Below are 23,037 nucleotides of genomic sequence, written 5' to 3'. Positions count from 1 at the left end.
GGGCCAGATGCCAACCCGGGTCTATCTCGACTGGAATGCGACCACGCCGCTGCGCCCCGAGGCGCGGGCTGCAATTCTGGCTGCCTATGACCTGATCGGTAATCCCTCGTCGGTCCACGCCGAGGGGCGGGACGCGCGGCGGCTGGTCGAGGAGGCCCGCGCCACCCTCGCAGCCTCGGTCGGGGCGCAGCCGCGCAACGTCGTCTTCACCTCATCTGGAACCGAGGCCAACGCGCTGGCGCTTGCGCCAGGCTTGCGGAGCCCGTCCGGCGGACCTGTCGAGAGGCTGCTGGTTTCAGCGGTCGAGCACGCCTCCGTGCTATCAGGTGGCCGGTTCCCCTCAGACAAGCTCGGGCTGATCGAGGTGACGCGCTCGGGCGTGGTCGACCTCGATCGTTTAAAGACGTCGCTGAAGGACGGCCCGCCAGCCCTGGTCTCGATCATGGCCGCCAACAACGAGACCGGCGCGCTCCAGCCGGTTGCCGAAGCCGCAAGCCTCGTCCACGAGGCGGGCGGCCTCCTGCACGTCGATGCGATCCAGGTGCTGGGGAAAATGCCGTTCGATATCAATTCGATAGGCGCTGACCTTGCCACCTTCTCTGCACACAAGACCGGCGGCCCCAAGGGTGTTGGTGCCGTGGTAATGCGCGACGGGATCAATGGCCTGGAGCCGGTGCTGCGGGGCGGCGGGCAGGAGCTCAACCGGCGCGCCGGAACCGAGAATGTCGCGGGGATCGCGGGCTTCGGGGCCGCAGTGAAGGCGGCACTTGAGGCTCTTCCGGAGGATGCGAGCCGAATGGCAAGCCTCAGAGATCTCTTGGAAAATGGCTTGCGCGGCATTGCCGGAGCAACCATTTTTGCGGAGGATACCAGCCGGTTGCCGAATACCGTGCTGTTCACCGCGCCAGGCCTGAAGGCCGAAACCGCCGTGATCGGGTTCGACCTCGAGGGCGTTGCGGTCTCTTCCGGCTCCGCCTGCTCCTCCGGAAAGGTCCAGCCGTCCCACGTCCTCTCGGCGATGGGCTATGACCCTGCGGTGGCCCAGGGAGCGGTGCGCCTCAGTCTGGGCTGGTCCACCGAACCCGACGACATCAATAGGGCGTTAGAGGCTTGGCGAAAGCTCGGTAATACCCTACTTAAGGGCTAAGCGATGAAACACGGCTTGAACGGTTCTAAGCCCCGTGCTTTCCGCCAGGAAATATCGTAATACTCGTCCGAGTTTGATCCACCGCGGTCCTTGAAACCGCGAGCGGAGGATGGAATGCCAGCCGTACAAGAGACGGTCGAGCGCGTGAAGCGCATCGACGTCGACCAGTATCGTTATGGGTTTGAGACCCTGATCGAGTCCGACAAGGCCCCAAAAGGGCTGTCGGAAGAAACCGTCAAGTTCATCTCCGAGAAGAAGAACGAGCCCGCCTGGATGCTGCAGTGGCGGCTGGAAGCCTATCGGCGCTGGCTGACCATGACCGAGCCGACCTGGGCCCGCGTCGACTATCCCAGGATCGACTTCCAGGACCTCTATTACTATTCGGCGCCGAAGCCGAAGAAGACGATTTCCTCGCTCGACGAGATTGATCCGGAGATCCTGAAGACCTACGAGAAGCTCGGCATTCCCTTGCGGGAAGTCGCGATGCTCGAAGGCGTCGAGCCGAAGCCCGGCGAGGAGGACCCCGCGCGCCGCAAGATCGCGGTCGATGCCGTCTTCGATTCGGTCTCCGTTGCGACGACGTTCAAGGCCGAGCTGAAGAAGGCCGGCGTGATCTTCATGCCGATCTCGGAAGCGATCCGCGAGCACCCCGAGCTGGTGCAGAAATATCTGGGCTCGGTGGTTCCGACGTCGGACAATTTCTACGCGACCTTGAACTCGGCGGTGTTCTCCGACGGCTCGTTCGTCTACGTGCCGCCGGGCGTGCGCTGCCCGATGGAGCTGTCGACCTATTTCCGCATCAACGAGCGCAACACCGGCCAGTTCGAGCGCACGCTGATCATCGCGGACAAAGGCGCCTACGTCTCCTATCTCGAAGGCTGCACCGCGCCGCAGCGCGACGAGAACCAGCTGCACGCGGCCGTGGTCGAACTGGTCGCGCATGACGATGCCGAGATCAAGTACTCGACGGTGCAGAACTGGTACCCCGGCAATTCGGAAGGAAAGGGCGGCATCTACAATTTCGTCACCAAGCGTGGCGACTGCCGCGGTAACAATTCCAAGATCTCCTGGACCCAGGTCGAGACGGGCTCTGCGATCACCTGGAAGTATCCGAGCTGCATCCTCCGCGGCGACAACTCCCGCGGCGAGTTCTACTCGATCGCGATCTCGAACGGCTATCAGCAGGTCGATAGCGGCACCAAGATGATTCATCTCGGCAAGAACACGTCGAGCCGCATCATCTCCAAGGGCATTGCCGCCGGCAAGTCGCAGAACACGTATCGTGGTCTTGTTACGGCCCATCGCAAGGCGACCGGCGCCCGCAACTTCACCGCCTGCGATTCGCTGCTGATCGGCGACAAATGCGGCGCACACACCGTGCCCTACATCGAGGCCAAGAACTCCTCGGCAACGTTCGAGCACGAAGCGACGACCTCGAAGATCTCCGAGGACGTGCTGTTCTACTGCATCCAGCGCGGGCTTTCGCAAGAAGAGGCGGTCGGCCTCGTCGTCAACGGCTTCGTCAAGGACGTGCTGCAGCAGTTGCCGATGGAATTCGCGGTGGAAGCGCAGAAGCTGATCTCGATCTCGCTCGAAGGGAGCGTCGGCTAGCACCGGCCTCATCCTGAGGAGGCCGCGTCAGCGGCCATCTCGAAGGATGACGACCGGAAAGATTATTGGCCTCGCCCTTCGAGACGCGCCTTCGGCGCTCCTCAGGACGAGGGGATAGATGGAAAGACATTATGGCTTTGCTTGAAGTGAAAGACCTCAAGGTTCGTGTCGAGGAGCGTGAGATCCTCCATGGGCTGACGCTGACCGTGAACGAAGGCGAGGTGCACGCGATCATGGGGCCGAACGGCTCCGGCAAGTCGACGCTCTCGCACGTCATCGCCGGCAAACCGGGCTACGAGGTCACCGACGGCCAGATCCTGTTCAAGGGCGAGGACCTCCTGGAGATGGCGCCGGAGGAGCGCGCCGCGAAGGGCGTGTTTCTGGCATTTCAGTATCCGGTCGAGATTCCCGGCGTTGCCACCATGACCTTCCTGCGCACCGCGCTCAACGCGCAGCGCAAGGCGCGCGGCGAGAGCGAATATTCGACGCCTGATTTCCTGAAGAAGGTCCGTGAAGTCTCGAAGTCGCTGAACATCCCGCAGGACATGCTCAAGCGCGGCGTCAATGTCGGCTTCTCCGGCGGCGAGAAGAAGCGCAACGAGGTGCTGCAGATGGCGCTGTTCGAGCCGAGCCTGTGCATTCTCGACGAGATGGATTCCGGCCTCGACATCGACGCGCTGCGCATTGCGGCCGACGGCGTCAACGCGCTGCGCTCGCCCGAGCGCGCGATGGTCGTCATCACCCATTATCAGCGGCTGCTGAACTACATCGTGCCCGACGTCGTGCACGTGATGTCCAGGGGCCGCGTCGTGAAGAGCGGCGGCAAGGAGCTGGCGCTGGAGCTGGAAGCGTCCGGCTACGCCCAGTTCGAGGCCGCGTAAGGATTGTTGGAGATGAACGTTGCTGTGGCAAAAACCGGAAGCGGCCGCGCGGTGAGCGATCTCTTCGCCAGCGCAGAAGGCCGGCTGCCGGGTTCGCCCGGGGTGACCGCCGTGCGCCGCGAGGCGTTCGAGACCTATGAGCGTCTCGGCCTGCCGCACCGCCGGATCGAGGAATGGAAATACACCGATCTGCGTGCGCTGATGGGCGAGGTGCTGCCGCTGGCCGCGACGCCCGACGCGGCTGCGTTGAAGCGCGCCGCGGAGGCGGTGAAGGCGCATGCGATTCCGGGCGCGCGCAAGCTCGTGCTCGTCGACGGCGTATTCGCGGCCGATCTGTCCGACGTGAAGCCGCTCGTCGCCGAGGCAAGCTTCAAGACTCTCCGTGAGACGCTGGAGAGGGATGCCGGTCTGCTGAAGACCGCGAGCACCGATGCTGTGATCGCGCTGAACGCCGCCCTGGCGACCGACGGTGTCGTGTTGTCGATCGCCGACGGCGCGCAGCTGTCCGCGCCGATCCAGATCATCCATGTTGCCACCGCCGCCTCGGCGTCGGCTTTCACCCGTTCGCAGGTGGCGATCGGGAAGGGCGCTCGCGCCACCCTCGTCGAGAGCTTCGTTGCCGCCGGCGCTGCGGCCTACCAGGTCAATGATGCCGTCATCATCTCGGTCGGCGACGACGCCGACGTCGCCCATATCCGCCTGATGGACGATGCGCCTGACGCCGTGAACATCACCTCGCAATTCGTCACCGTCGGCGCCAACACCAAGCTCAACTTCTTCAACATGACCACGGGCGCCGCGGTCAGCCGCTTGCAGGGCTTCATCACGCTGGCGGGCGAGGGCACCGAGCTCTCGGTCAACGGCGTGAACCTGTTGAAGAAGACCGAGCATGGCGACACCACGCTGGTGGTCGACCATGCCGTGCCGAACTGCGTCAGCCGCGAAGTTTTCCGCGCCGTGATCGACGATCGCGCCCATTCCGTCTTCCAGGGCCGCATCATCGTCCGTCCCGATGCGCAGAAGACCGACGGCAAGATGATGACGCGGGCGCTTTTGCTCTCGGACGAGGCCGAGGCCGACAACAAGCCCGAGCTGGAAATCTTCGCCGACGACGTCTCTTGCGGCCACGGCGCCACCGCCGGCGCGCTCGACGACAGCCTGTTGTTCTATTTGAAGGCGCGCGGCCTGCCGGAGAAGCAGGCCCAGGCGCTGCTGATCCAGGCCTTCGTCGGCGAGGCCATCGAGCAGATCGCCGACGACGGCTTGCGCGAGCACGTGATCGGCATCGCCGAGCGCTGGCTGGAGCGTCGCCAATGAGCACGCATCCGGCGGTCAAGAACGGAGCCTATGACGTCGCGCGCGTACGCCAGGATTTCCCGGCGCTCGCCATGCAAGTCTACGGCAAGCCGCTCGTCTATCTCGACAACGCCGCTTCCGCGCAGAAGCCGAGCGCCGTGCTCGATCGCATGACGCAGGCCTACCAGTCCGAATACGCCAACGTGCATCGCGGCCTGCATTACCTCGCCAATGCGGCGACGGAAGCCTATGAGGGCGGCCGCACCAAGGTGGCGCAATTCATCAACGCACCTCGGACCGAAGAGGTGATCTTCACCCGCAACGCGACGGAGGCGATCAACCTGGTCGCGTCGTCCTGGGGTGGCCCGAACATCGGGGAAGGCGACGAGATCGTCATCTCGATCATGGAGCACCATTCCAACATCGTGCCGTGGCACTTCCTCAGGGAGCGCCAGGGCGCGGTGATCAAATGGGCGCCGGTCGACGACGAGGGCAATTTCCTCATCGACGAATTCGAGAAACTGCTGACGGCCAGGACCAAGCTGGTCGCGATCACCCAGATGTCGAACGCGCTCGGCACCATCGTGCCGGTCAAGGACGTCGTCAGAATCGCCCACGCCCGCGGCATTCCGGTGCTGGTCGACGGCAGCCAGGGCGCGGTGCATCTGCCGGTCGACGTCCAGGACATCGGCTGCGATTTCTACGTCTTCACCGGTCACAAGGTGTATGGCCCGACCGGCATCGGCGTGCTCTGGGCCAAGTACGACCATCTCGTCGCCATGCGCCCCTTCAACGGCGGCGGCGAGATGATCCGCGAAGTCTCGCGGGATTTTATCAGCTACGGCGATCCCCCGCACAAGTTCGAGGCGGGCACGCCGGCAATCGTCGAGGCAGTTGGTCTTGGCGCGGCCATCGACTACGTCAATTCGATCGGCAAGGAACGCATCGCCGCCCACGAGGCCGACCTCACCACCTATGCCCAGGAGCGCCTGCGCGAGATCAACTCGCTGCGGCTGATCGGCACGGCGCGCGGCAAGGGTCCGGTGATCTCATTCGAGCTCAAAGGCGCTCATGCCCATGACGTCGCCACCGTGATCGACCGCCAGGGCATCGCGGTGCGCGCCGGCACCCATTGCGTGATGCCGCTTTTAGAGCGGTTCAACGTGACCGCGACATGCCGGGCCTCGTTCGGCATGTATAATACGCGGGAAGAAGTCGATCATCTGGCACAGGCGCTGCTGAAAGCGCGGGATTTGTTCGCATGAGTGACACGGCCGAAATCAAAGCCAATCCGATGGAGACCCATTCGGCATTGCCGCCGGAGGAGACCGAGCGTCTGACCACCGAGATCATCGCCGGGCTCAAGACCGTCTTCGACCCGGAAATCCCGGCCGACATCTACGAGCTCGGCCTGATCTACAAGGTCGAGATCAAGGACGACCGTTCCGTCGACGTGCAGATGACGCTGACGACGCCGAACTGTCCGGCCGCCGGCGAGCTGCCGACCATGGTCGAGAACGCGGTGGCGAGCGTGCCCGGCGTCGGCGTGGTCGACGTCAAGGTCGTCTGGGAGCCGCCGTGGTCACCCGAGCGTATGAGCGACGAGGCCCGCCTCGTGCTGAACATGTGGTGACGGTCTTGGCGCGCATTGAATTCGTTCTGCAACGGACCACATAGATAACATGACCCAGATTTCGTCAGGCTCGACCCCAGCATCCACCCCGAAGCCGCGGCGGCCGCGCCCGCAGGTGATGCGGCTGACAGATGCCGCTGCCCAGCGCATCAGCGAGCTGACCCAGCGCGCCGATTCCGAGATCGTGGGCCTGCGCGTCGGCGTCAAGAATGGCGGCTGCGCCGGTCAGTCCTACACCGTCGAATACGCCCACGAGATCCGCCCCACCGACGAGGTCGTCGAGGACAAGGGCGTCAAGATCCTGGTCGACCCCAAGGCCGTGCTGTTCCTGCTCGGCACCGAGATGGACTACAAGGCCGACAAGATGCAGGCCCAGTTCGTCTTCAACAATCCCAACCAGATCTCCGCCTGCGGCTGCGGCGAGTCGGTCGAGCTGCGGCCGGCGCAGGTCGACGGGTAATTTCGGCCTACGCTTAGCTCTCTTGTCCCAGACGCGCTGCAGCGCGCTTGCGCTGCTGCGCAGAGCCAGGACCCACGCTATACTTCCCGTCGCAGACGGACTGGGCCCCGGCTCGGCAGCGCACCGTTTCACGGCGCGCTGCGTCCGGGGCACGAGAGAGCGTGCGCATGGACCGCGAATTCCTGATCGATCTGTTTTCCGATTTCGGCCCTATCACTATCCGAAAAATGTTCTCCGGCTTCGGCATCTCCGCCGACGGCATCAACTTCGCGCTTTCGCTGCGCGCCGGCCTATTCTTCCGCGCCGACGAAGTGACCATCCCGGATTTCGAGGCGGAAGGCTCCAAACCGTTTCAGTATTCGACCCGCGCCAAGACGGTGGTGGTCAACTCCTATTGGGAGCTGCCAGCGCGGCTGTTCGACGATTCCGCGGAGCTGGCGCAATGGGCGAGGGCGGCCCTCGCCGCGGCTCAGCGCGCCAAGGTGAAGAAGCGGCCGAAGCGGAAGAAGGCGGCCCCGAAGAAGTCCGTTGCAAAGAAGCAGCCGGCCAGGACAACGGTACGAAAGCCGGGCCGCCGTAGCTCATAAGGCAACGGTTGAATCGCTCGCATTATCGAGGCGGAGGTCTCGCTCTCCAGTCACCGTCATTCCGGGCTCGCGCCAAAGGCGCGCCCCGGAACGACGGCGGTGAATTGATTTAGCCTACGCCACCCGGCCGTGGGTCTCGACCGCGTATTCCGGATCGGCTTCGCAGATGACGCGGTTGCGGCCGTTGCGCTTGGCGGCGTAGAGGCAGGCATCGGCGCGCTCGATCAGCGAGTCGGTGTCGTCGCCCTCTTTCAGCATGGACACGCCGACGGAAATGGTGACACGGCCGAGGATCTCGCCGGTCGATTTCTTCTTCAATTCCTTCGCCATCACGGCGCGGCGGATGTGATCGGCCACCGTGAGCGCCTGCCGCAGCGCCGTGTCGGGCAGCACGACCGCGAATTCCTCGCCGCCATAGCGCGCGGTGATGTCCTGGCCTTTGATGGTCTGCTTCAGCGAGAGCCCGACCAGCCGCAGCACCTGATCGCCGGTGAGATGGCCGTAGGAATCGTTGAACGATTTGAAATGATCGATGTCGAACAGCAGCAGGCAGAGCGGCTCGCCCGAGGCGAGCGCGCTCTGCACCGCCATGCCGATCATGCGGTCGAAATATTTGCGGTTGCCAAGGCCAGTGAGCGGATCGGTCAGGCTCTCGGCGCGGATCGCCTCCAGGCTCTGCTGGAGATTGCTGATCTCGTTCTTCGATAGCGTCAGCCGCTCTTCCAGGGCCCTGTTGGTTTCGCGCATCTCGCTGGTCGAGCGCAGCAGTGCCTCGACGATGGCCTTGACCTGGTCGCGGTTCTTGGCCGACGACAGCTTCTCGGTCGCGCCCGAGAGGCTGGAATCGTAGGCCCCGGTCGTGCCGAGTGCATCGCTCAGGACCTTCATCACGTCGTCGATCTCGCCGATGACGCGCGCGCCGACCTTGTCGATGCGGTCGGTGGTCTTGATGTGGGAGAGATAGGTCTCGTAGATCTGCTCGAGATCGGATTCGGTCAGCTTGCCGCTGCGCGCCAGCGTCTCGTTGATGATCTTGTTGAGCGGAGCGTTGTAGCCGGTGGCGTAGACGTACCAGATCTCGTAATTGCGGGGAATTGCCGTCTGCCGAAGCGATCGGATTTGCCCGAGCGCGACCTCGGCGAACGCCATCGTGCGTTCGTGTTCGTCAAGCACCTTGATCACAGAACATACCCCACGTGCGATCGACCCGCCATCGACCGCAGCAATGCTTAAACTATGTTCGCAGGCTAACGGACGATCGTGAACGCCCCGTAAATATACGTGCACGACTGCATCTAAAAAATTGTGCACCGGGTTTTCTCAACTGAAACCCGGAGCGGGCGGCGCCTCAGGCGCCGGCGGGAGAACGGACCGGCCGCAGCAAGAACGCCGGCAGATGCGAGTGGTCGCCCGGCTCGGTGTCGATCTCGCGCTGGCGGCGCGGCTCCGGACGGCCGATCGAGGGCACATGCGACGCGCCGGTCTGCTGGCGCGTGTCCGCCCGGCGCTTGTCGTCGGACCGGTGCCTTGCCTCGGCGGGCTGGCGTGGCTCGGGGGAGTGCCTTGGTTCGGAAGCATGCCTTGATTCCGACGAAGGCCTTGCCTCGCCTCGGGCCTCGCGCGGCTCGTGGCTGCGCTCACGGTCGCGGCCGCGCTGCGGCTTGCCGCGTCCGCCGCGGGAACGTTCGCGGCCGCGCTGCTCGCGCGGACGCTCGCCTGCATCGGAAGCCTCGGCCGGGGGTTGGTAATCGCCCTCGGCGCGCGGGATGCTCTGGCCGATCAGCTTCTCGATCGCCACCATCGACTTCTGGTCGAGCGGCGTCACGATCGAGATCGCGGTGCCGGTGCGGCCGGCACGGCCGGTGCGGCCGATGCGGTGGACATAGTCGTCGGCGTGATGAGGGACGTCGAAATTGAAGACGTGGCTGACCTCGGGGATGTCGAGGCCGCGCGCTGCGACGTCGGAGGCGACCAGCAGGGGCAGCTCGCCCTTGCGGAACTGTTCGAGCGCTGCGGTACGGGCCGACTGATCCATGTCGCCGTGCAGCGCGCCGACGCTGAAGCCGTGCTTCTGGAGTGATTTGTGAACGATGGCGACTTCGCGCTTGCGATTGCAGAAGATGATCGCGTTCTTGAGATCCTTGGCGTCACGCAGCAGGCGGCGAAGCAGTTCGCGCTTTTCGTGCGCCTCGCGACCGGCAGGCACCTGGACTTGCGTCACGGTCACGGCCGTCGTGGCAGGCTTGGAGACCTCGACCTTCTGCGGATTGTGCAGGAAGGCCTCGGTGATGCGCCGGATTTCCGGCGGCATGGTCGCGGTGAAGAACAAGGTCTGCCGCGTGAAGGGGACGAGCTTACAGATGCGCTCGATGTCGGGAATGAAGCCCATGTCCAGCATGCGGTCGGCTTCGTCGATGACGAGCAGCTCGACGCCGGTGAGCAGCAGGCCGCCGCGTTCGGTGTGGTCGAGCAAGCGGCCGGGGGTGGCGATCAGCACGTCGACGCCGCGTGTCAGCTTGGCATCCTGGTCGCCGAAGGAGACGCCGCCGATCAGCAGGGCGACGTTGAGCTTCTGGCCGGCGCCGTAGCGGTCGAAGTTCTCCTTCACCTGGGCCGCGAGTTCGCGGGTCGGCTCGAGGATCAGCGTGCGCGGCATGCGCGCCCGGGCGCGCCCTTTTTCGAGGATGGTGAGCATCGGCAGCACGAACGCCGCGGTCTTGCCGGTGCCGGTCTGGGCGATGCCGAGCACATCCTTGCGTGCAAGGACGTGGGGGATCGCCTGTTCCTGAATCGGGGTGGGAGTGGTGTAACCGGTGGCCGCCACTGCGGCGAGGACTTTTTCGGATAGTCCGAGATCTGAAAAGGACATTGAGCCTCTGGTCGAAACCGCCGTTCGGAATCGAGGGTAATAAGGCTGTCGCGTTCCACCCCGAAACGGCGCGCTCCTAGGGAAGCTGGGGGTGCTGACTCACGCGGACAAAGCGCAAGGCTCAAGAATCGCTCTTCGATCTGAGCCGCGTCGCTTCGGAACATAGGCGGGAATCGGCCAAAGTCAATGGAGCAGCGCGGAAAGGCTCTAAAAAACCTGAGGTTTTGCTCAAAATGCGGGCGATACGGGCGCGCCCGGGGTTTTCCCCGCCGACGCCTCGACGGTGAGGACCCGGCTATCGCCCCTCGCATCCCTTTGCCCGGAAATCCCCGGGGGCCATGCCGTAGGCGGCGTTGAAGACCCGGTAGTAGGTCGCCAGGCTCTCGAAGCCGCAGGAGGCCGCGATGTCGGCGATCAGGCGCTCCGGCGCCTCGCGCATCAGGTGGCGGCTCCGTTTCAGGCGCTCGTCCGTCACGGTCTGCGAGAAGCTCTTCTCCGCCGTCTCGAACAGCATGTGCAGGTGGCGCACGGAGACGCCGAGCAGGTCGGCCACCATGCCCGGCGCGAGATGGCGGTCCTGAAGGTGGCGCGCGATCAGGCGGCGGGCCTGCGCGAGGCGGGCGGTGCGCAGCGCCGCCTGTCCGCGCCGGCTGCCGGGCCGCACGATGCCGCGCTCGATCAGCGCCAGATGGGCCAGAGCCTGGACGAGCGAAGCGGTGCCGGGGGCGCTCTCATCGTCCGCAGCTGCCTCGCTCAGATCGGCAAAGCAGGCGCCGAGCAGGGGCGCCAGGCCGGGATCGTCGAACGTCCGCGGCGCAAGCTGGCGCATGCGCTTGTCCTGCCCCGGGATGCTGCTCACCGGAATCTTCAGGATGCGCAGGTGGAAGCCGCCGGTGCCGAGCGGCGCGGTGCGGTAGGGCAGGTCGGTGTGGCTGGTGGCGAAGCTGCCGCCGCCGATCGAAAAGTCGCTTGCGCGCATGCCGCCGAACCAGCCGCCGCTGCCGAGTTGCTGGTAGATGCAGATCGCGTCGCCCGGGGCAGCGGCGATGTCGGAGGCGCTGCGTTCGACCGTGTAGGGCGAGGCCTTGAGTTCGACGAGGCCGGCGCCGCCGAGCTGGCAAAGCGAGAATTCGCCGAAGAAGTCCGGGCGCTGTTCGCGCTCGAGCTCGGCGGTGACGCCGAACAGGCCCTTGGCACGGACCTCGCGCCAATAGTCGAAGCGGTCGTGCGGCTCGACCTCGTCGGTGCACCAACTAAACACGGCAGCCCCTTCAAGCGGAATGCCCAAGAAGAAGCAGATTCCGGCCAATTCTGCCATAGGCCAATGATGGAATCGGCCGAACAGGCCTCTTGAACCGCTGTTGCGCCTGGCCCGACTATCACACAGCGGCAGGGGGTCCCTAGAACGATCGTTCGGAGAAAACCAGCATGGGCCGCTCGACAACGGGATGATTGCGATGACGCGACGGCTTTTCGGACTTCTGGCGGCCCTTGGCATTGCTGCGAGCCTGGGCGGCTTCGCCGCTCCCGCCTATGCCGAGAAGCGCGTCGCGCTCGTCGTCGGCAACAATGATTACAGGAATGTCCCGAAGCTGCTCAAGGCGGTCAACGACGCCCGCACCATGGGCGACACGCTGAAGCAGCTCGGCTTCTCGGTCATGGTCGCCGAGAACCAGAGCCGGCAGCAATTCTCCGAGACGCTGCTCGCCTTCGACAAGGCGATCGAGCCCGGCGACACCGCGTTCTTCTTCTATGCCGGCCACGGTTTCGAGATCGCCGGGCAGAACTATCTGCTGCCGACCGACGTCCCGGCGGCGACGGAAGGCCAGGAAGAGCTGGTGCGCGACGCCTCGATCCTCGCCGACCGCATCGTCGAGCGCCTCCAGAACAAGAAGGCGCGAACCTCGATCCTGGTGTTCGACGCCTGCCGCAACAACCCGTTCGAGCGCAAGGGCACGCGCGCGGTCGCGGGCGGCGCCGGGCTCGCGCCGATGACGCAGCTGCCCGAGGGCGTGTTCTCGGTGTTCTCGGCAGGGCCCCGCCAGACCGCGCTCGATCGCCTGTCCAACGACGATGCCAATCCCAATTCGGTGTTCACGCGCACCTTCGCCAAGGAGCTGCTCAAACCCGGCGAGAACCTGGTGCAGGTGGCGCAGCGCACCCGCCGTGCCGTCAGCGAGCTGGCCGACACCGTGAAGCACAGGCAGGTGCCGGTTTATTTCGACCAGATGGTCGACGACGTCTTCCTCAGCGGCCTCGCCAAGGATGCCGTCACCCGTTCCGACGACCCGCCGCAGCAGAAGCTCGCGGCGCTGCCGCCGGTATCCGTGCCGCAGATGCCCAAAGAAGAGACCCTCAACGCGCCGATCGCAAGCTTCTCGCGGCACAATGGCGGCTGGAGCGTGACGTTCTCCTTCGCCGATCCCACGCTCGGCATTTCCTGGCGCATGGCCGGCAAAAGCGATTTCCGCGAGACCGGCTTCATCGATACGCTCGATCCGCGCACGCGCAAGCGCATGCCGAACCCCTCGATCGAGCTGCCGCCGGACGCGCAGGCCGGCACCATCGAGGTCCGCTATGTCGATCAGTCCGGCGACATGCAGGGACCGTTCCCGATCAGGTTCGATCCCGAGGCTGCGCTGATCCGCGACCAGCGCAAAATCCTGGACATGACCTCGACGAGCTGGCTGTCGTTCCGCGAGTTCAACGGGCTCCTGGTCTATTACACGCACCTGGTGTCCTACCGCTGCGCCATCCGCGAGGTGCGCATCGGCATCGACACCGCCGTGCCCAACCAGGTGCTGAAGATGCCGCCTTGCGACATGCGCGATCCCAGCGCCGTCAGCGCCGGCATGCCGCTCTACATGAAGCTCTCACCCGGCACGCAGACCGTCTCGGTGGAACTGACCTATCGCGACGGCAGCGTCTCCGAGATCAAGAGTTTTCGCAGCGCGAACCGCAGCAATAATTAGTGGGTTGTTCAATCGGGGGCTGCCTTCGGCCGGAATCGCGCTAGTATCCGTCAGGCCGATCTCGACCGGTCCATGAAGCGCGGCCGCAATGACATCCGAGCAACGACAAAACCGCGTCATGAAAGTCCGCTGCTGCATCGTCGGCGGCGGGCCGGCCGGCATGATGCTGGGCTATCTCCTGGGTCGGGCCGGCATCGAGGTCGTCGTGCTGGAGAAGCATGCGGATTTCTTCCGCGATTTCCGCGGCGACACCGTCCATCCCTCGACGCTCGAAGTGATGGACGAGCTCGGCCTGATCGACGGATTCCTGAAGCTGCCGCATCAGCGCCTGCAGAAGATGGACGGCCTGTTCGGCGGCACGCCGGTACGCATCGCCGATCTCGGCCGGCTCCGGACCAAATACCCCTTCATCGCCTTCATGCCGCAATGGGACTTCCTGAATTTCCTCCGCGAGGCCGGCCGGCGTTTTGCGCGGCTCGAAGTGATGATGAGCACCGAGGCGGTGGATCTGATCCGCCGCGGCGAGACGGTCGTCGGCGTGCGGGCGAAGACGCCTGACGGCATCATCGACATCGAAGCCGATCTCACCATTGCCTGCGACGGCCGGCATTCCACGGTGCGCGAGCGCGCTGGTCTTGCCGTCGAGGAGATCGGTGCGCCGATGGACGTGCTGTGGTTTCGCACCGGCCGCAGACCCGACGAGACCGAGAACGTGTTCGCGCGCGTCGAGCCCGGCAAGATGATGATCACATTCGATCGTGGCGACTATTGGCAATGCGCCTATATCATCGCCAAGGGACAGTACGAGGCGGTAAAGGCGAGGGGACTTTCGGCGCTGCTCGACGACATCGTGCGCATGGCGCCGATCCTTCGGTCCGGCATCGCGGAGGTGAAGAGTTTTGACGACGTCAAGCTGCTCACCGTCGCCATCAACCGCCTGACGCGCTGGACGCAGCCGGGCCTCTTGTGCATCGGCGATGCCGCACATGCGATGTCGCCGATCGGCGGCGTCGGCGTCAATCTCGCCGTGCAGGATGCGGTCGCGACCGCGAACCTCCTGGCGGACAAGCTTCAGCGCGGCTGCCCCTCCGAGCACGAGCTCGATGCCGTCAGGCGCCGGCGCGAGTTTCCGGTCAAGATGACGCAAGCGATGCAGGTGATGGTGCAGAACAACATCATCAGCGGCGCCTTGCGGGCCGGCGATCGACCGCTCAAGGTGCCGCTGGTCTTGCGCCTCGTCACCGCGCTGCCGTGGCTGCAGGGCATTCCGGCGCGCCTGCTTGCGCTTGGCGTGCGGCCGGAGCACGTGCATTCGAGGGCCGTGCCGGAACCGTAACGCAGGAGTAGCTAAGGATAATACCGCGTTAAATCGCGCGCCAAGCGTTGCGCACGAGCAACAGCGCCAACGGATTCAAGGCGCGCTACGGGCCAATCCGGCGTCTTAACTTTCTTGATTCAAATTTGAGTAAGACCTGCGTGTGACCGTGCGCCCATCAAAGGACACGGGGTGTACCATGCGTAACAAATTGATTGCCGCCTTCGCCTGCACGACAGCTCTGGTTTCGACCGGCGCCGCCTCCGCCGCCGATCTCGGTGCGCGCTACACGAAGGCGCCTGCTTATGTCGAGCCGCTATTCAACTGGACCGGCTTCTATGTCGGCGGCCATATCGGTGGTGCATGGACCAACGAGCAGTTCATCAACAACGGGACCGGTGCGGCGTTCGGCGATCTTTCGCCCGGGGATAGCTTCCGCCAGCGCAATTCGGGCGTCATGGGCGGCGCCCAGATCGGCTACAACTGGCAGGCCAACAACTATGTGTTCGGCGTGGAAGGCACGATCTCCGGCCTCGACAACAAGGGCACGCGCGTAAACAACGTGTTTGGCGCCGCGGACGACGTGTTCTCCTGGCGTGCCAACGTGCTCGCGACCATCGTCGGCCGCGCCGGCTTCGCCGTGCAGAACAATCTCTTCTACATCAAGGGCGGCTATGCCGGCGTGAACAACCGTCTCTCTGTCAGCGACACGGTCGCTCCGGCGACGGGCTCCGGCGGTCAGACCCACTGGGCCAACGGCTGGACGGTCGGCGCCGGTTGGGAATACGGCGTTACCCGCAACTGGATCGTCGGCCTCGAATACAATTACGCTGCCTTCGGCAGCCAGACCTATCAGCTCGGCGGCACCTCCGGAAACTACAGCTTCGATGCCAAGCCGCGCGACATTCAGTGGGCCGTGGTGCGCGCGAGCTACAAGTTCGACGCACCGACCATCGCCCGCTACTGAGCACGTCGACGCAACGCGACCAACGATCAAGAAAAGCACTTCAAGTCTCAAAAGCCCCGGCCTGGTCCGGGGCTTCTTTTTTGCGTGGTTGATTGCGGGGCGGGCGCGGCCTCAGGCCATCACCGAGAATCCGCCGTCGACCGGGATCGCGGTGCCCGTGACGAAATTCGACGCGGGCGATGCCAGGAATACGGCGATGCCGGCGAAGTCGTCGATGTCGCCCCAGCGTCCCGCAGGCGTGCGCGCCAGCACCCGCTCGTGCAATCCCGAGACCTGCTGCCGCGCGCCGCGGGTGAGGTCGGTATCGATCCAGCCCGGCAGGATGGCATTGACCTGGATGTTGTCGGGCGCCCAGGCATTGGCGCAGGCACGGGTGTACTGCACGATGCCGCCCTTGCTGGCCGCATAGGCGGTCGCAAAGCTCGCCCCGAAGATCGACATCATCGAGCCGATGTTGATCACCTTGCCGTTGCCGGAGGCCTTCAGCGCCGGGTAGGCCAGCTTCGAGCACACGAAGGCGCTGGTGAGGTTGGTGTCGATCACCTTGTTCCACTCTTCGAGCTCGAGCTCGTGCGGCGGCTTGCGGATGCTCATGCCGGCATTGTTGATGAGAATGTCGATGCGGCCGAGCTCCTTGGCGACGCGCTCGATCATGGCGGCAACGGCCGCCTTGTCGGTCACGTCGGTGGCAACACTGATCGCCTTCACGCCGCGCTGCCTGAGATCGGCCACCGCGGCGGCGGACTTGGTCTCGTTGCGCCCCACCACGGCGATGTCGGCGCCGGCGTCGGCAAGGCCACGCGCCATGCCGAGCCCGATGCCGCCATTGCCTCCCGTGACGATCGCGACCTTGCCGCGGAGATCGAATCGGCTGGATGTCATGCTTTCATTCCCTGGTTTCTTCTATCGGTTGCTCTGCCAGATCAGCACCAGCCCGAAGCCGGCCATGGCGGCGCCATAGCCGGCCCATTGCAGCTGGTTGACCATGAAGCTCGACCGTGGCCACGGAACGGTGCCCGTACCCTGTCCGATCCAGAGCAGGCCGAGGGCAGTTGCAAACAGGCCTGCGACGAGCAGAAATCTGCGCATGCATTCCTCCCATCGGTCCGCTTCTGTCGCGCGCGGTGATGAAAGGATCCCCGGCGCCGAAAGCTTGGGTGCACAGTAACCGCAGCTTCGGTGTGGTTACAATGCCGGCTCCGGTGCCGCAGGGACGAGGCGTAGCCCCGGAAACGAAAAAGCCCCGGCACTGCCGGGGCTTTGACGCTTGATAGTGAGATCAGATCAGTACTTCGCGACGACGGGGCCGGTCCAGTTGAAGCGGTAGACCAGCGAGGTCGAGATCGTCTGGTTCCAGCTGTTGGCGCGGACGCTGTTAACCAGCGGCACGTTGCCGGCATCGAGGATCTCGGTCTGGGTCTTGGCGTTGTAGAAGGCCGAACGGTACTCGGTCTTCATGAACCAGCCGGGCGAGGTGACGCCGAAGATGTTCAGGCTGTTCTCGACGCCGCCGCCGATGAACCAGCCATGGCGATCGTAGCCATCGAGGTGAACGCCGACCGGGGTCCCACCCAGCGTGGTGAAGTTGGTGCGGCCGAAATGGGCGCCGGAGTAACCGCCGTTGACGTAGGAGAGAACGTTCGGAGCGACCAGCCAGCCGAGGCGCACGCCCGCAGCCCAGGAGGTTTCCAGCTTCTGGTTACCGGTGATGCCGAAGATCGGGTCTTGGATGGTGGAGCGGATGCTGCCGAACTGAGCGTCGCCAAACACACCGGCAACCCAGGTGCCGCTGAACTGCCAGTCGTAACCAGCGCCGACCGTGCCGAACCAACCGGAGCCGCCCTGACGCTGCGTGATCGTCAGCGGGGTACCCGTCGCGGTGCTGACAATCTGCTGGTCGGCATTGGAGAGGCCGCCGCCGCCACCGCCGAACACATAGAAGCCGGTCCAGTTGGCGACGGGCGCCGGCATCGGAGCCTTCGCATAGGGGCGGGCGCCCAAGTCGGCAGCCGAGGCCGAACCGGTCATCGCCGCAACCGCGGTCAGAGCGAGCAATGTCTTCTTCATTTTAAATCCCCAAACCTTGTCGGCGCGAGCGCACTGAAGTCGTGTCATCTGATGCCTGAACTATAGACGGTTCTCGCCGAAATGCTGTTGCAGGGCAGGCACAGTCGCCGGAAAACGCCGGTGCGGGGGTATTTCAGACGCTCGTGTGAGCGTCGTCGATAAATCATGTATTTCAATTAGTTATGTAGTTTTCGGACGCTCAGTTTCCGGTAAGGTTTCGTTAGGGAGTGCGACTTTGTCCGAAACGGAGGCAATCCTGCCTCGGCCTTCCGCCCGTGAGTCGCTGGGCGAGTCGCCGCAAAACCGATCCGGGAATCACCACGCGTACCGGCGGGCCCAGCGAGTTTGCCCGGCAAAGGCATCTTTCGCTTGGCGTCGAGATGCGGCCCGGCCAGCTCGTTGCCTCAGACGTCCAGCAGCTCTTCGCTGGCGAATTCGGCCTTGTCCGAGATGAAGGCAAAGCGCGCCTCGGCCTTGGTCCCCATCAGCCGCTCCACCGAATCGGCCGTGGTGTCGCGGTCGTCGGCAAGCAGGACCACCTTGAGCAGCGTCCGCTTGGCCGGATCCATGGTGGTTTCCTTGAGCTGCGCCGGCATCATCTCGCCCAAGCCTTTGAAGCGGTTCACCTCGACCTTGGCGTTGGCGTTGAAGGCGCTCTTGATCAGCGCCTCCTTGTGGGCGTCGTCGCGGGCGTAGACCGACTTGGTGCCGTGGGTCAGCTTGTAGAGCGGCGGCACCGCCAGGAAGAGGTGGCCCTCGTCGATCAGCCGCGGCATCTGCCGGTAGAAGAACGTGATCAGCAGCGAGGCGATATGCGCGCCGTCGACGTCAGCGTCGGTCATGATGATGATGCGCTGATAGCGCAGATCTTCTTCGCGGTACTGCGCGAGCGTGCCGCAGCCGATCGCCTGCACGAGATCGGAGAGCTGGGCGTTCGCCGTCAGCTTGTCCTTGCCGGCGGACGCGACGTTGAGGATCTTGCCGCGCAGCGGCAGCACGGCCTGGGTCTTGCGGTCGCGCGCCTGCTTGGCACTGCCGCCGGCCGAGTCGCCCTCGACGATGAAGAGTTCGGAGCCGTCCGTGCCGGCATCGGTGCAGTCGGCGAGCTTGCCGGGCAGGCGCAGCTTCTTGCCCGCGGTTTTGCGCGCGGTCTCTTTCTCCTGGCGCCGCCGCAGCCGCTCCTCGGCGCGGTCGATCACGAAGTCGAGCAGCCGGTTGGCCATGTTCGGATTGCCCGACAGCCAATGGTCGAACGGGTCCTTCATGGCCTGCTCGACGATGCGCTGCGCTTCCGCCGTGGCGAGGCGATCCTTGGTCTGGCCCTGGAATTCCGGCTCGCGCACGAACACCGAGAGCATCACGGCCGCGCCCACCATGACGTCCTCCGAGGTGATGGACGAGGCGCGCTTGCCCTGGCCGACGCGCTCGGCGTGATCCTTCAGGCCGCGCAGCAGCGCGCTGCGCAGGCCGGATTCGTGGGTGCCGCCATCGGGCGTCGGCACCGTGTTGGTGTAGGAGGAGAGAAAGCCGTCGGCATCGGCGGTCCAGGCCACCGCCCATTCGCAGGCGCCATGCGCACCGTTGCGCCCCGACTTGCCCGAGAAGATGTCGGGATGCACCAGCGTGTCGGCATGGATGGCCACGCCGAGATAATCCTTGAGGCCGCCAGGGAAATGGAACGTCGCTTCCGCCGGCACGTCCTCGATGCCCTTGAGCAGCTCGGACGCGCAATTCCAGCGGATCTCGACGCCGCCGAACAGATACGCCTTCGAGCGCGTCATCTTGAACAGGCGCTGCGGCTTGAACGCGGCCTTGGCGCCGAAAATATCGGTGTCGGGCTTGAAGCGCACACGCGTGCCGCGGCGGTTGTTGACCTTGCCGAGGTCCTCGAGCTTGCCCTTGGGATGGCCGCGCTCGAAAATCATGCGATGCAGCTTCTGGCCGCGCGCGACCTCGACCTCGAGACGCGAGGAGAGGGCGTTCACCACGGAGATGCCGACGCCGTGCAGGCCGCCTGAAGTCTCGTAGACCTTGCTGTCGAACTTGCCGCCCGAATGCAGCGTGCACATGATGACTTCGAGCGCCGATTTCTTCGGGAATTTCGGGTGCGGATCGATCGGGATACCGCGGCCGTTGTCGGTCACGGTCAGGAACCCGTCCGCGCTCAGCTCGACGCCGATGAAGGTTGCGTGCCCGGCCAGTGCCTCGTCCATCGAATTGTCGATGACCTCGGCGAACAGATGATGCAGCGCCTTCTCGTCGGTGCCGCCGATATACATGCCGGGGCGTCGCCGCACCGGCTCCAGGCCTTCGAGCACTTCGATGTCGGCGGCCGTATAGTCGGCTTCCCCGCCGCTGCCACGCGGCGCCGTCTTGGCGACGGTCGCGCGGGACTTTTGCTCATCGGCGCCGAACAGATCGGCCTTTGCTTTGGTTTTCAACTGCTTGGACATATATCTTGATGCGTTCTGTAGGCCGCCTCAGCGGCGAATCGGTCGGGGCGACTATGCCACTTCTGGCTTGGAAAGGTTATCGTGGGGGCCGGCGAGCGGCTGGGTTGGGAGACAATGCCGGCGGTTTTACGCCGCAGGCGCGCCAATTCCCGGCAATTTGACGTCCCAGCCCACAATGGGCCGAGCTTTGTGACTTGATGTCACACAAGCCCTTGGCTTACCAGTCCTTTTCATCGAGCAGCACCTTGAGACGGGGCGGGAAGGCTAATCTGGTATGGAGCAGTTTGCGCACGCCCTCGTCGAATTCGTGCGCGCTCATCAGGCTTGGGCCGCGCCGATCGTGTTCCTGCTCGCTTTTGGGGAGTCGCTCGCCTTCATCTCGATCTTGGTTCCGGCCTGGGGCGCGCTGGTGGCGATCGGTGCGCTGATCGGAGCCAGCGGCATCAGCTTCTTCCCGGTCTGGATCGCGGGCGCACTCGGTGCGGCGCTGGGCGATTGGGTCTCCTATTGGTTCGGCTTCCGCTACAAGGAGCGGGTCGCCCAGATGTGGCCGCTCTCGCGCTATCCGGAACTCCTGCCCCGGGGCGAGGCTTTCGTGCGCAGCTGGGGCATCCCGAGCATCTTCATCGGACGCTTCTTCGGTCCCTTGCGCGCCTCGGTGCCGCTCGCGGCCGGCATCTTCGAGATGCCCTATTGGACCTTCCAGGCCGCAAATTTCGTCTCGGCCCTGATCTGGTCGGCCGTGCTGCTGCTGTTCGGCGACGTGCTCGGCAAGATCATGGAATGGATCTGGCGGGTGATCTGACCGCCAAACCTTGACGGGAACCGGATCTGGCCGTATAGCCGCGCGCCATGATCAACGCCGCGACCATTCTGTTCGCCCGTCGCCGCCGCCGCAGTCTTGCGGTTTGGGCGGTCGATCGCGTTTGAGATCATCGTCTTTGCCGCTGGATCCGATCCGCGGCATTCTCTCTCCTGTCAGCGCGATCTGATCCGGCGGCTCCCTTAGGAGGCCCAGCAGGAGACCACCATGTACACGCCACCCTTTTTCAAGCAGGACCGCGCCGCGAGCCTGAAATTCGCCGAGGTGCGCGGCTTCGGCACCGTCTGCGCCTTCGACGGCCACAAGCCGGTCGCATCCCCGCTGCCGTTCTATCTGACCTATGCCGCTGACGGCACGCCGCAGGCTCTCTTTCATCTCGCCCGTCACAATCCGCTGCTAAAGCTTGCCGGAGGCGATGCGTCCTGGCTGCTCGCGGTGAACGGTCCCGATGCCTATGTATCGCCCGACTGGTACGTCTCGCCGGACCAGGTGCCGACGTGGCTCTACCAGTCCGTGCATCTGAGCGGGCCGGTGCGGCTGATGTCGGAGGACGAACTCTCGGTGCAGATCGACACGCTCAGCGACAAGTTCGAGAGCTGGCTGCTGCCGAAGAAGCCGTGGACATCGGCGAAGATGACGGCGGGTCGGCTCGAAGCCCTGAAAAAAGGGATCGTGGGTCTCTCGATGACGGTCGAGGAGATCGAGGGCAGCTTCAAGCTGAACCAGCACAAATCCGATGCCGACTACGCGGCGATCGCCGATGCGCTGGGCGGCGGCGATGCCGGCGCCAGGCAGATCTCGCAATTGATGCGGCAGGCAAAGCCGCAGGTCTTCGCAGACGACACGAACATGCTCGAAGGGAGCGCGCCATGAGCCTTTCTGAAACCGGCCTCGCTGACACCACCACCAAAGCGCCGACCATTGCTGCGGCGAAGAAGCCCGCGACCGTCTTCGTCGATGGCGGCTCCGGCACCACCGGCCTCGGCATCAACGAGCGGCTGAAGCTTCAGAACGACGTCCTGGTGAAGACGATCGCCGATGACAAGCGCAAGGATCCTGCAGCGAAGAAGGCGCTGATGGAGGAAGTGGATCTCGTCATCCTCTGCCTGCCCGACGATGCCGCCAAAGAGACCGTGGCTCTCGTCGACGGCATGGGCGCCTCGGCACCGAAAGTGCTGGACGCCTCGACCGCCTACCGGGTCGCGCCGGACTGGGCCTACGGCTTTCCCGAGCTGACGCCGGACCAGGCCGGCAAGATCAAGGCCGCGAAGAAGGTCTCCAATCCCGGCTGCTATCCGACCGGCGCGATCGCGCTGCTGCGGCCGATCGTCGATGCCGGCCTGTTGCCGCAGGATTATCCCGTCACCGTCAACGCGGTGAGCGGCTATTCCGGCGGTGGCAAGTCGATGATCGCAAGCTTCGAGGACGGCAGCGCGCCGTCCTTCGAACTCTACGGCCTCGGCTTCGAGCACAAGCATCTGCCGGAAATGCAGCTCTACTCGAACCTGACGCGGCGGCCGATCTTCATTCCCTCGGTCGGCAACTACCGCCAGGGCATGCTGGTCTCGGTGCCGCTCCAGCTCGACACGCTGCCCGGCAAGCCCGGCGGCGCCGACCTGCAGGCGGCGATGGCAAAGCGTTACGCCGGGTCGAAATACGTCAAGGTGATGCCGCTCCAGAACGAGGCGAGCAAGGGCGGCCGGATCGAGCCGGAGGCGCTCAACGAGACCAACATGCTGGAGCTCTACGTCTTCGCCAGCGACAAATATCACCAGGCGGTGCTGGTCGCCCGGCTCGATAATCTCGGCAAGGGGGCCTCGGGCGCAGCCGTCCAGAACATGCGGCTGATGCTGGGCCTGCCGGAGGAGTAGGGCAGTCTCGTGCCCCGGACGCAGCGCAGCACCTCTTCGGTGATGCGCTGCAGAGCCGGGGGCCATTCTTCCTGCTCAATTACGA

At 64.7% G+C, this 23,037-nt stretch carries 21 protein-coding genes; 14 read left to right on the top strand and 7 right to left on the bottom strand.

Annotated elements, in window-relative coordinates:
• Positions 1-7 precede the first annotated feature (7 nt).
• The 8 genes from AC3WLX_RS02820 to AC3WLX_RS02785 all read left to right on the top strand — a co-directional run bounded on the left by AC3WLX_RS02820 (position 8) and on the right by AC3WLX_RS02785 (position 7,615).
• Positions 8-1,147, top strand: coding sequence for a cysteine desulfurase family protein (locus AC3WLX_RS02820; RefSeq protein ID WP_492334605.1), 1,140 nt, complete (start codon positions 8-10; stop codon positions 1,145-1,147).
• A 114-nt stretch (positions 1,148-1,261) separates the two neighbouring features.
• On the top strand, positions 1,262-2,758 hold the full coding sequence (sufB, locus tag AC3WLX_RS02815; protein ID WP_492334604.1) for a Fe-S cluster assembly protein SufB: 1,497 nt from the start codon (positions 1,262-1,264) through the stop codon (positions 2,756-2,758).
• A 131-nt stretch (positions 2,759-2,889) separates the two neighbouring features.
• A complete protein-coding gene (gene sufC, locus AC3WLX_RS02810) occupies positions 2,890-3,639 on the top strand; it encodes a Fe-S cluster assembly ATPase SufC (RefSeq protein WP_291628958.1) in 750 nt (249 codons plus the stop codon).
• A 12-nt stretch (positions 3,640-3,651) separates the two neighbouring features.
• On the top strand, positions 3,652-4,956 hold the full coding sequence (sufD, locus tag AC3WLX_RS02805) for a Fe-S cluster assembly protein SufD (protein ID WP_492334603.1): 1,305 nt from the start codon (positions 3,652-3,654) through the stop codon (positions 4,954-4,956).
• The gene (locus tag AC3WLX_RS02800; protein ID WP_492334602.1) at positions 4,953-6,200 is read left to right on the top strand and encodes a cysteine desulfurase; all 1,248 of its coding nucleotides are present in this window, start codon (positions 4,953-4,955) and stop codon (positions 6,198-6,200) included. Before sufD ends, AC3WLX_RS02800 begins: the two co-directional genes overlap by 4 nt.
• Positions 6,197-6,568, top strand: coding sequence for an SUF system Fe-S cluster assembly protein (locus AC3WLX_RS02795; RefSeq protein ID WP_063683732.1), 372 nt, complete (start codon positions 6,197-6,199; stop codon positions 6,566-6,568). Before AC3WLX_RS02800 ends, AC3WLX_RS02795 begins: the two co-directional genes overlap by 4 nt.
• 49 nt (positions 6,569-6,617) lie before the next feature.
• A complete protein-coding gene (locus AC3WLX_RS02790) occupies positions 6,618-7,028 on the top strand; it encodes a HesB/IscA family protein (protein WP_492334601.1) in 411 nt (136 codons plus the stop codon).
• 167 nt (positions 7,029-7,195) lie between these two features.
• Positions 7,196-7,615 (top strand): TfoX/Sxy family protein, encoded by a 420-nt coding sequence (locus AC3WLX_RS02785; RefSeq protein ID WP_492334600.1) that lies wholly within the window; start codon positions 7,196-7,198, stop codon positions 7,613-7,615.
• Between the two features lie 114 nt (positions 7,616-7,729).
• On the opposite strand, the gene AC3WLX_RS02780 is transcribed toward AC3WLX_RS02785, so the two are convergent.
• The 3 genes from AC3WLX_RS02780 to AC3WLX_RS02770 form a co-directional block, all read right to left on the bottom strand.
• Positions 7,730-8,797: a GGDEF domain-containing protein gene (locus AC3WLX_RS02780; RefSeq protein ID WP_291630763.1), complete on the bottom strand. Its 1,068-nt coding sequence runs from the start codon at positions 8,795-8,797 to the stop codon at positions 7,730-7,732.
• Positions 8,798-8,963: 166 nt separating this feature from the next.
• On the bottom strand, positions 8,964-10,484 hold the full coding sequence (locus AC3WLX_RS02775) for a DEAD/DEAH box helicase (RefSeq protein ID WP_492334599.1): 1,521 nt from the start codon (positions 10,482-10,484) through the stop codon (positions 8,964-8,966).
• Between the two features lie 295 nt (positions 10,485-10,779).
• On the bottom strand, positions 10,780-11,745 hold the full coding sequence (locus tag AC3WLX_RS02770) for a helix-turn-helix domain-containing protein (RefSeq protein WP_492334598.1): 966 nt from the start codon (positions 11,743-11,745) through the stop codon (positions 10,780-10,782).
• A 196-nt stretch (positions 11,746-11,941) separates the two neighbouring features.
• Here AC3WLX_RS02770 and AC3WLX_RS02765 point away from each other — a divergent pair, with 196 nt between their 5' ends.
• The 3 genes from AC3WLX_RS02765 to AC3WLX_RS02755 all read left to right on the top strand — a co-directional run bounded on the left by AC3WLX_RS02765 (position 11,942) and on the right by AC3WLX_RS02755 (position 15,738).
• The gene (locus tag AC3WLX_RS02765; protein WP_492334597.1) at positions 11,942-13,456 is read left to right on the top strand and encodes a caspase family protein; all 1,515 of its coding nucleotides are present in this window, start codon (positions 11,942-11,944) and stop codon (positions 13,454-13,456) included.
• An 88-nt stretch (positions 13,457-13,544) separates the two neighbouring features.
• On the top strand, positions 13,545-14,792 hold the full coding sequence (locus AC3WLX_RS02760; RefSeq protein WP_492334596.1) for an FAD-dependent oxidoreductase: 1,248 nt from the start codon (positions 13,545-13,547) through the stop codon (positions 14,790-14,792).
• A 178-nt stretch (positions 14,793-14,970) separates the two neighbouring features.
• Complete coding sequence (locus AC3WLX_RS02755; RefSeq protein WP_492334595.1) at positions 14,971-15,738, top strand: outer membrane protein; 768 nt, start codon at positions 14,971-14,973, stop codon at positions 15,736-15,738.
• A gap of 111 nt (positions 15,739-15,849) precedes the next feature.
• Here AC3WLX_RS02755 and AC3WLX_RS02750 read toward each other — a convergent pair whose 3' ends face one another.
• From AC3WLX_RS02750 to parE, 4 genes are all read right to left on the bottom strand, one after another.
• Positions 15,850-16,620: an SDR family NAD(P)-dependent oxidoreductase gene (locus AC3WLX_RS02750; protein ID WP_492334594.1), complete on the bottom strand. Its 771-nt coding sequence runs from the start codon at positions 16,618-16,620 to the stop codon at positions 15,850-15,852.
• Between the two features lie 21 nt (positions 16,621-16,641).
• Positions 16,642-16,827, bottom strand: coding sequence for a hypothetical protein (locus tag AC3WLX_RS02745; protein ID WP_126261501.1), 186 nt, complete (start codon positions 16,825-16,827; stop codon positions 16,642-16,644).
• A 195-nt stretch (positions 16,828-17,022) separates the two neighbouring features.
• Positions 17,023-17,805, bottom strand: a complete 783-nt coding sequence (locus AC3WLX_RS02740; RefSeq protein WP_492334593.1) for an outer membrane protein — start codon at positions 17,803-17,805, stop codon at positions 17,023-17,025.
• A gap of 404 nt (positions 17,806-18,209) precedes the next feature.
• The gene (gene parE, locus AC3WLX_RS02735) at positions 18,210-20,258 is read right to left on the bottom strand and encodes a DNA topoisomerase IV subunit B (protein WP_492334592.1); all 2,049 of its coding nucleotides are present in this window, start codon (positions 20,256-20,258) and stop codon (positions 18,210-18,212) included.
• Positions 20,259-20,532: 274 nt separating this feature from the next.
• Between parE and AC3WLX_RS02730 the strand changes: the two genes are divergently transcribed.
• The 3 genes from AC3WLX_RS02730 (at position 20,533) to argC (ending at position 22,952) form a co-directional block, all read left to right on the top strand.
• Positions 20,533-21,063 (top strand): DedA family protein, encoded by a 531-nt coding sequence (locus AC3WLX_RS02730; protein WP_492334591.1) that lies wholly within the window; start codon positions 20,533-20,535, stop codon positions 21,061-21,063.
• A 225-nt stretch (positions 21,064-21,288) separates the two neighbouring features.
• The gene (locus tag AC3WLX_RS02725) at positions 21,289-21,954 is read left to right on the top strand and encodes an FMN-binding negative transcriptional regulator (RefSeq protein WP_492334590.1); all 666 of its coding nucleotides are present in this window, start codon (positions 21,289-21,291) and stop codon (positions 21,952-21,954) included.
• Positions 21,951-22,952 carry an N-acetyl-gamma-glutamyl-phosphate reductase gene (gene argC, locus AC3WLX_RS02720; protein WP_492334589.1) on the top strand — a complete coding sequence of 334 codons (1,002 nt, stop codon included), beginning with the start codon at positions 21,951-21,953 and terminating at the stop codon, positions 22,950-22,952. The genes AC3WLX_RS02725 and argC overlap by 4 nt, the downstream gene beginning before the upstream one ends.
• Positions 22,953-23,037: the final 85 nt, after the last annotated feature.

It is taken from the genome of Bradyrhizobium sp. FW305-F6 (genome assembly GCF_058782905.1).
This window is presented reverse-complemented; position numbering and strand designations above follow the sequence as displayed.

What these genes read in the sequence shown, in the direction of transcription:
- AC3WLX_RS02820 (WP_492334605.1), top strand. Translation starts at nt 8, where the DNA reads ATGCCAACCCGGGTCTATCTCGACTGGAATGCGACCACGCCGCTGCGC.
- sufB (WP_492334604.1), top strand. Translation starts at nt 1,262, where the DNA reads ATGCCAGCCGTACAAGAGACGGTCGAGCGCGTGAAGCGCATCGACGTC.
- sufC (WP_291628958.1), top strand. Translation starts at nt 2,890, where the DNA reads ATGGCTTTGCTTGAAGTGAAAGACCTCAAGGTTCGTGTCGAGGAGCGT.
- sufD (WP_492334603.1), top strand. Translation starts at nt 3,652, where the DNA reads ATGAACGTTGCTGTGGCAAAAACCGGAAGCGGCCGCGCGGTGAGCGAT.
- AC3WLX_RS02800 (WP_492334602.1), top strand. Translation starts at nt 4,953, where the DNA reads ATGAGCACGCATCCGGCGGTCAAGAACGGAGCCTATGACGTCGCGCGC.
- AC3WLX_RS02795 (WP_063683732.1), top strand. Translation starts at nt 6,197, where the DNA reads ATGAGTGACACGGCCGAAATCAAAGCCAATCCGATGGAGACCCATTCG.
- AC3WLX_RS02790 (WP_492334601.1), top strand. Translation starts at nt 6,618, where the DNA reads ATGACCCAGATTTCGTCAGGCTCGACCCCAGCATCCACCCCGAAGCCG.
- AC3WLX_RS02785 (WP_492334600.1), top strand. Translation starts at nt 7,196, where the DNA reads ATGGACCGCGAATTCCTGATCGATCTGTTTTCCGATTTCGGCCCTATC.
- AC3WLX_RS02775 (WP_492334599.1), bottom strand. Translation starts at nt 10,484, where the DNA reads ATGTCCTTTTCAGATCTCGGACTATCCGAAAAAGTCCTCGCCGCAGTG.
- AC3WLX_RS02765 (WP_492334597.1), top strand. Translation starts at nt 11,942, where the DNA reads ATGACGCGACGGCTTTTCGGACTTCTGGCGGCCCTTGGCATTGCTGCG.
- AC3WLX_RS02760 (WP_492334596.1), top strand. Translation starts at nt 13,545, where the DNA reads ATGACATCCGAGCAACGACAAAACCGCGTCATGAAAGTCCGCTGCTGC.
- AC3WLX_RS02755 (WP_492334595.1), top strand. Translation starts at nt 14,971, where the DNA reads ATGCGTAACAAATTGATTGCCGCCTTCGCCTGCACGACAGCTCTGGTT.
- AC3WLX_RS02750 (WP_492334594.1), bottom strand. Translation starts at nt 16,620, where the DNA reads ATGACATCCAGCCGATTCGATCTCCGCGGCAAGGTCGCGATCGTCACG.
- AC3WLX_RS02745 (WP_126261501.1), bottom strand. Translation starts at nt 16,827, where the DNA reads ATGCGCAGATTTCTGCTCGTCGCAGGCCTGTTTGCAACTGCCCTCGGC.
- AC3WLX_RS02740 (WP_492334593.1), bottom strand. Translation starts at nt 17,805, where the DNA reads ATGAAGAAGACATTGCTCGCTCTGACCGCGGTTGCGGCGATGACCGGT.
- parE (WP_492334592.1), bottom strand. Translation starts at nt 20,258, where the DNA reads ATGTCCAAGCAGTTGAAAACCAAAGCAAAGGCCGATCTGTTCGGCGCC.
- AC3WLX_RS02730 (WP_492334591.1), top strand. Translation starts at nt 20,533, where the DNA reads ATGGAGCAGTTTGCGCACGCCCTCGTCGAATTCGTGCGCGCTCATCAG.
- AC3WLX_RS02725 (WP_492334590.1), top strand. Translation starts at nt 21,289, where the DNA reads ATGTACACGCCACCCTTTTTCAAGCAGGACCGCGCCGCGAGCCTGAAA.
- argC (WP_492334589.1), top strand. Translation starts at nt 21,951, where the DNA reads ATGAGCCTTTCTGAAACCGGCCTCGCTGACACCACCACCAAAGCGCCG.